This is a genomic window from Paenibacillus sp. HWE-109, from assembly GCF_022163125.1.
Classification (GTDB): Bacteria; Bacillota; Bacilli; order Paenibacillales; family NBRC-103111; genus Paenibacillus_E.
Genome location: NZ_CP091881.1, coordinates 2,520,108 through 2,532,855, shown reverse-complemented (window position 1 = coordinate 2,532,855; position 12,748 = coordinate 2,520,108). Strand labels below are relative to the sequence as shown.

Sequence of the window (12,748 nt, the reverse complement as noted above, 5' to 3'; positions counted from 1 at the left end):
AAATTATTCAACCTTTTACAGCGCCAACTGTCAGCCCTTTGACAAAGTATTTCTGGAAGAACGGATACACCAGAAGAATCGGCCCCATCCCGATAAAAGCAATAGCCATCTGCAAAGATTCATTCGGCAGATTTTTGAGAAGCTCTGGATTTTGCGAAACCAGCGTCATATTTTCCCTGATGTACTGCACATCCTTTAAGACTCGCATCATCAGGTATTGAACTGGATATTTATTCTCTGTATTGATAAACAGGAGCGCATTGAACCAATCATTCCAATATAAAATCGTGGCAAAAAGCGCCATAGTTGCCAGTACCGGAAGAGACAACGGAAGCACAATCCGGAAAAAGATGCGCAGTTCACTCGCTCCATCGATTCTTGCGGACTCGATCAAGGCTGGATGAATCGTCGTTTGAAAAAACGTCCGCATAATAATCACATTGAACGGAACAATGAGAAGCGGCAGGATCAGGGCGATATACGAATCTTTTAGATGCAGAGTCTGCGTGTAGATCATATATCTACTGACTAATCCCCCGTTGAACAGCATCGTAAAAAACAGGAAGAAAGTGAAGAAGGAACGGAATGGATAGTCTTTGCGGGAAATCGGATACGCATATAAGGCCATTAGCAGGACGCTTAGAACTGTTCCTACGACCGTTATCCCAATGCTCACCCGGTACGCAGCAGCGATGGTTGAGAATTCTTTTAATAATGTTGTGTAAGCGGTAACTGACCATTGTGACGGAAAGAAACTATACCCCTGGTTCACAAGTGAATCATTATGCGTAAAGGAAACAATGATAACCAGCATAACAGGCAGCACACAGGCTAGCGACAGCAGAATGAATATCACATTCAATATCGTCGCAGACAACGGGGAAATGCGATTTTCCCGTTTATACGCTTTGGAGATCAAGAAGCTCACCTCATCTCAGTTGATTTAGAACAAGGCTTGATCCGAATTTATTTTCCGGACCGCTCCATTCGTGATAAAGACCATGATGAAACCCAGGACAGACTGCACCATTGCCGCAGCGGAAGACATGCCGATATCGTTTAGCTGCATTAAGACGCGGTATACGTAAGTATCCACCGTATCTGTCACGGGGTACAACATTCCGGAATCCATCGGCACCTGATAAAATAAGCCGAAATCGGAATTAAACACATGTCCCATATTCAGGATAGTCATGATAATCACGATCGGCATAATCGCAGGAAGTGTAATATGGACAATTTGCTTCCATTTGGAGGCTCCGTCGATGACTGCGGCTTCGTAATATTCGGGATCAATCCCGGCGATAGCGGCAATGTAGATGACAGCTCCGATTCCGATGCCTTTCCAGGCGTTGACCACGGTCAGAATATACGGCCAGTATTCTTTGGCCATATACCAAGACACTGGCGCTTTGCCAAGCGGTTCCAAGATGGATGCATTAATGAAACCATTCGTTGGATGCAGGAATGCGTACACGAGATAGCTGATCACTACCATCGATAAAAAGTGCGGCATGATCAAAAAGCTCTGATAGCTTTTGACCGCCAAACGGCTGCGCAGCTCGTTAATCGCCACCGCGATGGCTACCGATAAAACCAAGTTGAGAATCATAAATGTCATGCTGTAAGCAACCGTATTCCTCACAATTCTCCATAGCGACCCATTATTGAATAGAAACGTGAAGTTATCGAAACCAATCCATGGGCTATGCCAAATGCCATCCACATAATTGATTTTTTTGAATGCGATAAACAAACCGAACATGGGCAAATAGTTGTTCAATACAAGCACGAGTGCCGCTGGCACGATCATGAAAGTTAAATGTCTGAACTGCCAAAAGCTGCGAAAAAATCGATACGCTTTCACTTGGCGATTCGTTCGCACGGCATTTGGTGAAGGTACGACGGTCTCTCTCACTTCTTTCACTCCTTCCTCTGTTACATTAAGTATATGATAACGTTTTCCTGTTTTCGATGATGTATATATATAAGAGCGTGATGCATTCTCTCAACTAGAAACACCCGCTATGCAGTGACAGAGAGCGTCGTGTGAAAAGGAACTATGATCCTCTATATGGCAGGAATTGGGGTAAACGTAGCATGAAAAGGAACTGAGATCCGCTATTTAAGCCAAATCTGCTGATTCCAACTGGGAAATGGTCAGATAGCGGATCGTAGTTCCCTCTGACGTGGAATATCGCGGTTTTCAGAATGATAGCGTACTGTAGTTCCCTCAAACCCGCTATCCTGACAGGGTAGCCTCCGACTTTCTTTCGGGTCTCCAAAATCACAAAAAAATCCGGCATATCGCCGGATCCAATGCTGCTTATTCACTTGGCTGCGCAGGTATAACAATGTGGGCGATCAAGCCCCCGCCTTCTCTTAATCGATAACTCAGACCATAACCTTCACCATAATGCAGTTGGATACGTTGGTGAACGTTCCGGATGCCATAGCCCTTATCTTGTAAGTGACCGTGTACAATACTTTGAAGTTTATCAAGGTTCACCGGAATGAACCCATTGTCTTCTACCAGAATATGGACATCCTCTGCGCTGCGTCGCATGCGTACCCAGAGATGTCCTTCCCCATCCATGCTCTGAATGCCATGGAAAATAGCATTTTCAACCAAGGGCTGGATGAGGACCTTCGGCATAGTGTAGGCGCCTATGCCTTCCTCTATCTCCCAGAACACTTCAAAGTTTCCTGGATACCTTTTCATCTGGAGTCTAATGTAGGCTTGAATATGTTCCAATTCTTCGCTGGTAGAGATAATGCTCTTGCCTTTGCTTAGCCCGATGCGCAGCAGCTTCGATAAATCCTTGACCATGCTGCCTACACCCTCATTGCCGCTTTCCAGCGCATACCAATAAATAGAATCAAGCGTGTTATACAATAAGTGCGGCGTAATTTGAGAATGCAGTGTAGTCAGTTCTTGTTCCTTCTGCTTAATCTTCATCCCATAATTTTCTTCGATGGAGTCATTCAGCCTGCCTGTCATCCGAATGAAAGCTTTGTAGAGGACGCCGAATTCATCCGTGCTGGCACGCGAGGATAGGTTTCCAAAATCAAAGGGCCGCCCCGGCTCATATAAACGGGTGAACATAACCAGCTTGGCCAACGGCTTAATAATATTGCGCAACAAATATAAGACGAATAGCAGCACAAGCAGGAGGTAGACAGCCAGCATCACCATAATCATCCGCTGAAAGTCGGTTTGATTGCCCATAATAGACGCCAAAGGTATTTTATAAATTAATCTTGTATTGAAATTTATATCATTGGAAATGGCGTACAAGTCTTGATGATTCCGACTATTGGCAAAATAGAAACCAGACGTTTGATTGCGCATATTTTCCGGCAATTCCGTAAGATCCATCGTGCCGGTCCCGGCCTGCATCAGAAGCTCGTCTCGGTCATCGAATAAATAGACACCGGCATTCGGAGGCAGTTGAACCGAAACCATATTTTTGGTCAGCAAAACCTCCAGTTTGGAAACGACGAGAAAACCAATCGATTCGTCATATTTCCCTGGATGCAGAATGCTTCTGGTGAAACTTACGGTCGATTGTCCATTGCTCATTGTAGCAAGGCGAATGCTTCCGGCCCCTTTTTCCTTTTGGGTTTGCTCGGCCCATTCCGGATAAGGGCTTCCTTGATCCAGATAGATTAAGCCTTGGTTTTTATAAAGCGCATTGAGTGGAAAGGGTTGCTCTCCTTTATTCTCCAAATATAAGGTATATTCGGTCCCATCCGATGACCAGCGTTCCAGAATCGTATCCGCTTCACTAAGCTCGCTAATCGACGAAATATGCGTCCAAAATGCAAATTGTTTAGGATTGCTAAAAAAATGATTATCCAAGAAAGTGACGGTCTTGTCCCTTGCAGAAGACATGGTGTTCTCCATCGTTGCATGATTCTGCTTCACAAGTTGAAGCATCGTCTTTCCGACCTCATTCTTCATGGTTGCGGAAGTTCGCGAAGCGGAGTACCAGCCTACGAGCAGAAAGGGCCCAATGATAAACAGGCAAAATGCCAAAATCATCTTATACTGGAGCCTCAGATGAATTCCCCCTGATCTCTTTGCGATAATCGGCCGGTGAACTGCCTAGGAATCGCTTGAACATCCGACTGAAATGCTCCGGCGATTGATATCCGACTTGGTAGGAGATTTCGTACCTCTTCAAATCGGTTGTTGCCAGCAGATGCTTGGCCTCCTCAATACGGACTTCAGATACATAGTCCCAGACGTTTTTGTTCGTTTCTTTTTTAAATAGATAGCTCACATAGGCTGCGCTGAAATGCACCTCGCCGGCAATATCCTGAATCTTGAGCTCATGATTGCCGAAATGTTGATGAATGTAGGCGGATATCCGGGAAACAACGGTCTGATCCCTTTTGCTGATACTTTCGCGAATTAAGGATGAAAGCCCTTGCACATACGACTTTAGACAATCAACCTTTTGGCTGCTATCCATGCCGCGGTAATAAACATCTGGATCATAGTGGCGAAAGCTGCTGCTAGCCTCTTGCCCATTATCAAAAAGCAATCCATAAAGCCGATAAACCAACAGACCGAAACAGCTGTGAAATAAACCATCTGATTTCTTGAGCGATGACAATACTTTGACAACATGATATAACTCATCAGGCAAATGAGCATCGGTATCCGTTTTTAATTGAAGGACCACTGTTTCCACCAGAGCTGCCCATTCCATCATTCGCAAATTGCCCAAGGCTGACATATCCTCATAATAGAGAACCTTATTATTCGGATGCAGCTTCCTCCACTCGATAGCAGCATTAGCCTCCTCCATGAGCCTAGGCAGCGTTGTAATTTCAGGACTCAGCGTGCTGACACCAACTGTCACATCTACATTCAAATATTGCTTGAGATTCATAATAATCGTTTGACCAATGAGATTAAGCTGTGAATTCATAGACATTCTCGTATCTAGCGGCTCCGAAACGTTCAATTGAATGACGCAAACCAACTGATTGCCGAAACCGTAAAAAGCAACACCGCACCAGTCCGACAAGCTTTCCTCCAGAATATTAACCGAGGCATATTTCAATAGTTTACGATCTACCAACGTTATATCCTGATTGCTGAAGCCGCCTTTGCTTAGATTCAAATGTACAGCCGCGATGCCGTACCAATAGCCTTCTTCTTTCAGTGGACCGCCGATTTCACGCAGCAGATCGGCATAATCCTTTTCCTGGAGATCTTTCTCCGTAACTAGCTCAATTAAAGCTTCATGCCGTTTCTTGAGCAGGCGATTATCCATGGCGGAAGTCGATTCTGGCCGCTGCAGCGTTTGTCTTCCTATTTCTTTCTTTTCTATCAGCGCTTTGCCCACCACGCGAATCAGTTCATCCAGTTCAACTGGTTTTATGAGGTAATCCTTAGCACCCAAACGCAGTGATCTCTTGGCAAATTCAAATTTCTCATGAGCAGAAATCACGATAACCGGCAGATGCGGCTGCTCCAGAAGGATTGCTTCCATCAATTCGATGCCGTTCATCATGCCCATCTGAATGTCAGTTAAGACGAGGTCATAAATGTCCATCCGCAAACAATCCAGCGCTTCAAAACCATTGATAGCTGTCTCTACATGATCAATCTGCAGCTCCGATCTCATCAAATAGTTCTTAATCCCCGAGCTAACCGTTGGCTCATCATCCACGACCAGAATCTTATACATCGCTGCTCACCCTTTATCATGCTGAATTCGTTAAATATCGCTATGATACCATGTTAGCCACTGCACTTAGGTCTGGCAATGATTCATTTTCAGAATAATGTGATTAATGCTAGGAAGTTTTATTGTCTAAAATAAAAAACCGCGCAATGCGCGGTTTGAGGTCTTATTCAACGTTATGATACACCTGTTGTACATCTTCTAAATCTTCCAAAGCGTCAATTAATTTATCGAATTGGACTTGTCCATCATCTGGCAATGTGACATTGTTTTGCGCCAACATCGTTAATTCCGCAATCGAGAACTCCGTGATGCCAGCTTTCTTGAATGCTTCTTGCACAGCATGGAATTGCTCCGGATCGGCATAAACCATCACGATGCCTTCTTCTTCAATAATGTCACGAATATCAACATCCGATTCCAGCAGAAATTCCATAATGTCATCGATGCTCTTGTCTTCAATACCGATAACAGCTGTGGCATCGAACATGTAGGCAACAGATCCTGTTACACCCATATTGCCGCCGTTTTTGCTAAAAGCCGCTCGAACACTTGAAGCCGTGCGGTTGACATTATTCGTCAACGTGTCCACAATGACCATTGAACCGTTAGGTCCGAATCCTTCATAGCGAAGCTCGACATAGATTTCATCGGAGCTGCCTTTGGCTTTATCGATGGCGCGATCAATAATCGCTTTGGGCACATTGTAGGTTTTGGCCCGCTCCAGGACAACTTTCAAAGCGCGATTCGATTCAGGGTCTGGTTCACCCTTGCGTGCTGCTACATAAATTTCGAGTCCGAACTTGGCATAAATTCGACTTGTATTTGCATCTTTGGAAGCTTTCTTTTCTTTAATGTTATTCCACTTACGGCCCACGAGTGATCCCACTTTCTTTTTTAATTTCATTATATATAATACCTGATTTTTGTTCTAAATGTAAAAAAAAATGTTGAGCCTTTCAATTTCCGCCTACATGTAACCCTGACACATCTTCCGAAATCTCCCCGGCGTCATGCCAACTTTCCTATGAAACAACCGAACAAAATAGTTGCTATTGGGAAAACCTATCTGCTCTGCAATATGTTCTACCGGCAGTGCCGTACCCGTTAATAAGAGTTTGGCATCTTCGATCCGCAAATAATGCAAATACTCGACAGGTGTCATGCCCGCATGCTTCTTCAAACAACGATTCAAATAATCTGGATTGAAATGGAGTTCTCGCTCCATCTCACTGGCTTTATACGGTTCATGACGTCTTGCCTGCAAATACTGCATCACGCGGTCACAGATCGTTTGGGAGCGCGAAGTATGCCGATTGCGTATTGATTTTTGTAATTTGCTAAATAAAAGCCCTAACAACGCATGAAGCTCAAGCGCGTTTTCTACTTGAAATTGATTATGCAAGGCGTACATTTCTTCCAAAATGGGGATAATCGGCGCCAAATCAAGTGACGTATATTTAGGAATATACATCGTTTGCTTAGAGGGCGTGATGTCGGTATCCGTTCCTTTTTTAATCACAGAGGTCCACTCTATTTCTTCATGAAATAAGGTTCTATTCGGCCGTTCATGAACAAAATGCACCCAATAGATATCCGAATTAACCTCAGTCGGCCGATACCCCCAATGCTCTTTGCCTGCCTCCAGAACTAACATGTGTCCAGCCAGAACTTCATAAGATTGCTCGTCTTCCGACATATAGAAAGCACCACTCGTACAAAAAAGCATGTCATAAACATCAAATGTTCTCCGGAAATGCTGCATCCCCTGTTCCCACCTAGCTCGCCCGATGGTAACGAACTGCGGGAGCGGCGGCATGGTCAACTCCAAGCATAGCATTCGCTCTGATCACCTCATGTCCCTATCGTATCACAAATAAGTTAAAGTCGATATTAGGCTATTAATAGTCGTTTTCCTTGCTAGTGGAATAGAGTAATTCTCCGTACAGTTAGAGTAGTGAATTTAACTTTAAAGGAGAATAGAAAATGAGATTCAGACAAGTGCATTTAGATTTCCATACCTCAGAAGCAATTGAACTCATTGGTGCCCAATTTGAGAAAAAACAATTTCAAGAAATGCTCAAGCTCGGACATGTAGATTCCATTACGGTCTTCTCCAAATGTCATCATGGATGGGCTTATCATCCCTCTGCAGTTAATGACATGCATCCAGGGCTTACCTTTGATTTATTGCAAGCAATGATAGAGGCCGCACATGATATCAATGTGAAAACACCTGTCTACCTTTCAGCAGGTTTAGATGAAAAACTAGCCCGGAAGCATCCAGAATGGCTTTTTCGTGATCAAACGGATGGCACTAGTTGGGTTAATGGTTTCATGAAACCAGGATATCACCTGTTTTGCATGAACTCACCTTATCTTGAAATTCTGCTGTCGCAGATCAAAGAAGTCGTTACCAACTATGACGTAGACGGTATCTTCTTAGACATTGTCGGTGTAAAGAATTGTTATTGTCACAATTGTATAAATTCCTTATTGGAGCAAGGCAAAGATCCACGGGATCCGAACGCTGTGCTCGAATTAGGCGAACTGACCTATGCTAATTACACAGCCAGAGTGAACGAAACTATCCATGCAATCAAGCCTGGGACACCTATTTTTCATAATGGGGGGCATATACGGCGAGGACGTCGGGATTTGGCTGCGATGAATACGCATTTAGAGTTAGAATCTCTGCCGACAGGGGGTTGGGGTTATGATCATTTCCCTCTATCTGCACGCTATGTGCAAAACTTAGGTTTACCTTATCTCGGAATGACCGGGAAATTTCACACAAGCTGGGGCGAATTTGGCGGATATAAGCATCCGAATGCCCTCAGATATGAAACAGCTTTAAGCTTGGCTAACGGGGCGCGCTGCTCTGTCGGAGATCAACTGCACCCCAGCGGTGTCATGGATGAAGCTACTTACACTTTAATCGGGGCAGCTTATCAAGAAGTCCAAACGAAGGAAGCCTGGTGTGTACAAGCCGACAATGTGGCTGATATTGCTTTAATAAGCCTAGAAGCCGCAGGTGCTCATTATGCAGCAGACAGCACCAAATTACAATCCGATGCAGGCGCAGTGAGAATGCTCTTGGAAAGCAAGTATCTATTCGATGTTATTGATCTGGATCAACATTTTGACCCATACAAAGTTATCATTCTCCCTGACCGCATCGTCATTCATGAAGCTTTAAAGAAGAAATTGCAGGCCTTCCTACTTAACGGCGGCAAACTATTAGCAACTGGTAAATCCGGATTAAATGAAGCGGGTGATGCTTTCGCCATCGACTTAGGCGTGAAATGGGTTTGTGAGAATCCGTACAAACCGGATTACTTCCGTCCTCATTTTGCGTTAGCGAATCTTAGGAACGCCGCCTTCGTCTTCTATTCCCTCGGCCAGAAAATTGAGCTTGACGGCGGCGTGGAATTAGGTCAACGGGAAAACCCCTATTTCAATCGGGATGTTTTCACCTTTTGCTCACATCAGCATACGCCAAGCCGTCATCATCATGCAGGTCCTGGCATGGTTGAAAGTGCTTCTGGCATTTATTTCGCCTGGGACGTCTTCGATGATTATGCGAAAATGGGCAGCCTAGCACTCAAGGAATCCGTACAATATGCTTTAGATAGACTTCTAATGGAACATAAAACCTTACAAACCAATTTGCCCGCACAAGGAATTGCGACATTGACGAAACAAATATCGGAGAAGCGATACGTGCAGCATCTGCTCTATGCTTCCCCTGTCAAACGCGGCAAAGATATCGAGGTCATCGAGGATATTGTACCTCTCTATCAAATAAACGTTGCCATCCGAATCCCGGAAGCGGCAACTGATGTTTATTTAGCTCCACAGATGGAGCCATTGGCTTTCGAGACCAGAGAACAGCTGCTCACCTTTACTGTCCCTAAGCTGGATCTGCATCAAATGGTTGTTATCGAATATTGAAATGGCGCCTCAACATCAACAGCAACATCAACAGCAACATCAACATCAACATCAACATCAACATCATCAACTACAACTATAACAACAGCAACAGCAACATCAACTACAACAACGCTCACCGCTTACGAACTGCATGATGCTTATTGAGGCGAAAATGGCTGCTTTAAAAATCTAACGAACTGAATTAGCGTTATGATGCATTTTTTGGGCGGAATGGTGGTTAATTTCTTGCAATAACGCATCTGGAATTCGTTATCTTTTCAAATTGAACCATTTTGATCAAATAAGGGTTACTGAGTTCGTAAGTGCTGGGGTTGGGGGTTGCGGGTTGGGCTTTGCGGTCTGCGCTTTGCGCTATGCGCTCTGCGGGCTGCGCTCTGCTCTCTGCGCTCTGCGCTCTGCGGTCTACGCTCTGCGCTCTGGGCTTTGCGGACTGCGCTCTGCGGTCTGCACTCTGCGCTCTGCGGTCTGCGCTCTGCGATCTGCGCTTTGCGGTCTGCGCTCTGCTCTCTGCGGTCCACGGGCTGCGCTCTGCGGCCTGCGCTCTGCGCTCTGCGCTCTGCGGTCTGCGCTCTACGCTATGCGGTCTGCGCTCTACGCTATGCGCTATGCTCTCTGCGCTATGCTCTCTGCGCTATGCGCTCTGCGGCCTGCGCTCTGCGCTCTGCGCTCTGCGCTCTGCGCTCTGCGGTCTACGCTCTGCGCTCTGCGCTTTGCGGTCGGCGCTCTGAGGTCCACGGGCTGCGCTCTGCGGTCTGCGGTCTGCGCTCTGCGCTCTGCAGCCTGCGGTCTGCGGTCTGCGCTTGCGCTCTGCGGTCTGCGGTCGGCGCTCTGCGGTCGGCGCTCTGCGGTCGGCGCTCTGCGGTTTGGAATCTGGAGAGTCAGGTTCGGGGGGCAGGGAGTCGGGGTTCCGAGTTCGAAGTTCAGGGTTTGAGTGATCTAGGGTTCAGGGGTCGGACAGAGCTTCAAGGCTTCAGGGCTTCAAGGCCTCAAAGCTTCAGTACTTTCCGGCTCCCCCCAAGGCCATAAGCCTTAAGGAAGCCCCCCTTACCCTGCCACATAGCTCGACATGGGAAATAAGGCAGCTGAAAGTGCATATTTGATCGAATTTCGCTAAGTTCATGTCACGAACTTAGCGGAAACAAGCACTTGTAGCTTACCTATTTACCACAACGCCCATAATATTAGAAAACCTAGCCGCTGGCTAGGTTTTTGACATTTAAAACATCTTTAGAACCAACCCGAAGAGTTGCTCAGCTGCCTTACCAAGAGATAAGTGAACGTCAATCCTCTATTTCAGCCAGAAACGTCATTATCTCGAGGTTGAGGGAACTATAGTACGCTATTTTGCTGTTTAGAGGGAAATTCAGCGCTTTTCGAGGAAATAAGACCCTGTAGTTCCGCTATGACCCTCGCATCCCTGCAATTTGCCGAAATAGCGGATCAGAGTTCCCTTAAATCTACAACTGAACAATCAAACCATCATAAGCAACCTGAATTCCATGAGGTTCAAAAATTTCAAGCAAATCCTCATGAAGCAAGCCAGCATTATGTGAGAAATGCGTAACCAGGACCGGTGCGCTTTCTTTCAGAACACCGTTCGCCTCCATCCACGCCTTCGTTTCCAACACCGCATCGACGTTCATATGATTATTGCGATGTGAGCTCTTTCCTGTCGTGCATTCCAGTATGGCCAGATCCAACTTTTTATCCTTGAGCCATGCCCAAGTCTGTTCAGGAAACCAACCGCTGTCATTGCCATATAGGATAGCTTTGCCATCTTTTTCAATGTAATAAAGCAGACATGTTTCTAGTTGATCATGATCAGCCAATAAGGGCACAATCATCGCTGTTTGCGTCTTAACCGGAACGAATGGCAGCACGCGATGAAACTGGTAGTTATGCTCTAGCCCATTAAGTGCTTGGAAACAGAGCCGGAAGGGCAGATCATGCCCATATACATGGATGGCCTTATCCCCAGACTGTGCGTAGCCTTCTGCTCGAATCGCCATATCCTCGGCATACAAATGATCAGAGTGAGAATGCGTGATAAGCAAATCCTGGATTGAATTCATATCCAAGCCATACCGATGCGAGTGATATAAGGTGTCGGGAGGAAAATCAACCTTTAACACTTGATCAATTATCACCGATGTACGTGATCGCATATTTTTACCGCCTCGTTCACGAGCTTGCTTACATGTCGAGCATTGGCAAAATAGCGAAGGAATTCCCTCAAAAGCCGCTGTTCCAAGGAATTGTACCTCCATATCCGTTCTCCTCCTTTTAGCTAAACAAGTGTTTCCGATTTTGGTTTCGTGTTGATTCATACATATTTCATGTGTTGTTTCGTGGTAATTGTATAGTGGTTTTACACATATGTCAAAACATTTCTAGTCAATTCCATGCAATCGCTCACGCGTATCTGTTTCATGGCCTAATAACCGTTTGGCAAACGTCTGTCTCCAGTTCACCGAAAGCTCCTTGACTTCTAGAATGCGTTGCATTTCTTCCCAATTATTCTTATCAACATGCATAATACGGTTAGCAAAAGCAACTGTAATGGATTTCGGATGAGCCGAAATTTGTTCCAACCTGTCGGTTAAGCCGACCTTCCCTTCCTTCAAAACACGGAAATAAAAGCCTGAGTAGCCGGACGTTTGAACTTTTAACGGCATTTCAGGATCATTGTAGCGAACAGATAGTTTAAAACAAGGTTGTCGCGGTTGACTGACTTGCAAGATGGTTTCTCCTAATGCAAAGATGTCTCCGATGCAAACATCCGTTTCCAGAACTCCGCGAACTGTTAGATTCTCTCCAAAAGCCCCGTATTCCAGTGCTGTCTGCAACTCTTGTTCCCAATAGGGATAATGTTCAAAAGGATATACACATACCGCCTTCTCTCGCCCGCCATGGTGAACAAGATCTGCCTGACCGTCGCCTTCGAAATTCTCCCAAGTTAAATACAAGGCGTCAAGCACGGGCAATTTATAGATCCCAGTAGAAATTTCCTTATTATTATAGTGGACTTTCATCGGTTGACTAATATTAAGAGAGAGAAGCTCTCCGCTAAGCATATGTGATCCTCCTCC

Annotated in this window: 10 protein-coding genes; 1 reads left to right on the top strand and 9 read right to left on the bottom strand. The window is 45.4% G+C overall.

Translation table 11 applies throughout. From position 1 onward, the window contains the following. Positions 1–7 precede the first annotated feature (7 nt). From LOZ80_RS10360 to LOZ80_RS10335, 6 genes are all read right to left on the bottom strand, one after another. The gene (locus LOZ80_RS10360; RefSeq protein ID WP_238171355.1) at positions 8–919 is read right to left on the bottom strand and encodes a carbohydrate ABC transporter permease; all 912 of its coding nucleotides are present in this window, start codon (positions 917–919) and stop codon (positions 8–10) included. Positions 920–943: 24 nt separating this feature from the next. After that, complete coding sequence (locus tag LOZ80_RS10355) at positions 944–1,918, bottom strand: ABC transporter permease (protein ID WP_238171354.1); 975 nt, start codon at positions 1,916–1,918, stop codon at positions 944–946. A gap of 408 nt (positions 1,919–2,326) precedes the next feature. Beyond that, positions 2,327–4,045, bottom strand: coding sequence for a sensor histidine kinase (locus tag LOZ80_RS10350; RefSeq protein WP_238171353.1), 1,719 nt, complete (start codon positions 4,043–4,045; stop codon positions 2,327–2,329). Between the two features lies 1 nt (position 4,046). Further along, on the bottom strand, positions 4,047–5,705 hold the full coding sequence (locus LOZ80_RS10345; protein ID WP_238171352.1) for a response regulator: 1,659 nt from the start codon (positions 5,703–5,705) through the stop codon (positions 4,047–4,049). 163 nt (positions 5,706–5,868) lie between these two features. After that, the gene (locus LOZ80_RS10340) at positions 5,869–6,579 is read right to left on the bottom strand and encodes a YebC/PmpR family DNA-binding transcriptional regulator (protein WP_238172947.1); all 711 of its coding nucleotides are present in this window, start codon (positions 6,577–6,579) and stop codon (positions 5,869–5,871) included. A gap of 93 nt (positions 6,580–6,672) precedes the next feature. Next, on the bottom strand, positions 6,673–7,542 hold the full coding sequence (locus LOZ80_RS10335; protein ID WP_238171351.1) for a helix-turn-helix transcriptional regulator: 870 nt from the start codon (positions 7,540–7,542) through the stop codon (positions 6,673–6,675). 146 nt (positions 7,543–7,688) lie between these two features. Here LOZ80_RS10335 and LOZ80_RS10330 point away from each other — a divergent pair, with 146 nt between their 5' ends. Then, positions 7,689–9,656: a family 10 glycosylhydrolase gene (locus tag LOZ80_RS10330; protein ID WP_238171350.1), complete on the top strand. Its 1,968-nt coding sequence runs from the start codon at positions 7,689–7,691 to the stop codon at positions 9,654–9,656. Here the strand turns inward: LOZ80_RS10330 and LOZ80_RS10325 are convergent. From LOZ80_RS10325 to LOZ80_RS10315, 3 genes are all read right to left on the bottom strand, one after another. Beyond that, complete coding sequence (locus tag LOZ80_RS10325; protein WP_238171349.1) at positions 9,632–9,775, bottom strand: hypothetical protein; 144 nt, start codon at positions 9,773–9,775, stop codon at positions 9,632–9,634. The two genes, LOZ80_RS10330 and LOZ80_RS10325, sit on opposite strands and share 25 nt — an antisense overlap. A 1,341-nt stretch (positions 9,776–11,116) precedes the next feature. Further along, positions 11,117–11,926 (bottom strand): MBL fold metallo-hydrolase, encoded by an 810-nt coding sequence (locus LOZ80_RS10320; RefSeq protein WP_238171348.1) that lies wholly within the window; start codon positions 11,924–11,926, stop codon positions 11,117–11,119. A 123-nt stretch (positions 11,927–12,049) separates the two neighbouring features. Continuing rightward, positions 12,050–12,733 (bottom strand): MOSC domain-containing protein, encoded by a 684-nt coding sequence (locus LOZ80_RS10315; RefSeq protein WP_238171347.1) that lies wholly within the window; start codon positions 12,731–12,733, stop codon positions 12,050–12,052. Between the last annotated feature and the right edge of the window lie 15 nt (positions 12,734–12,748).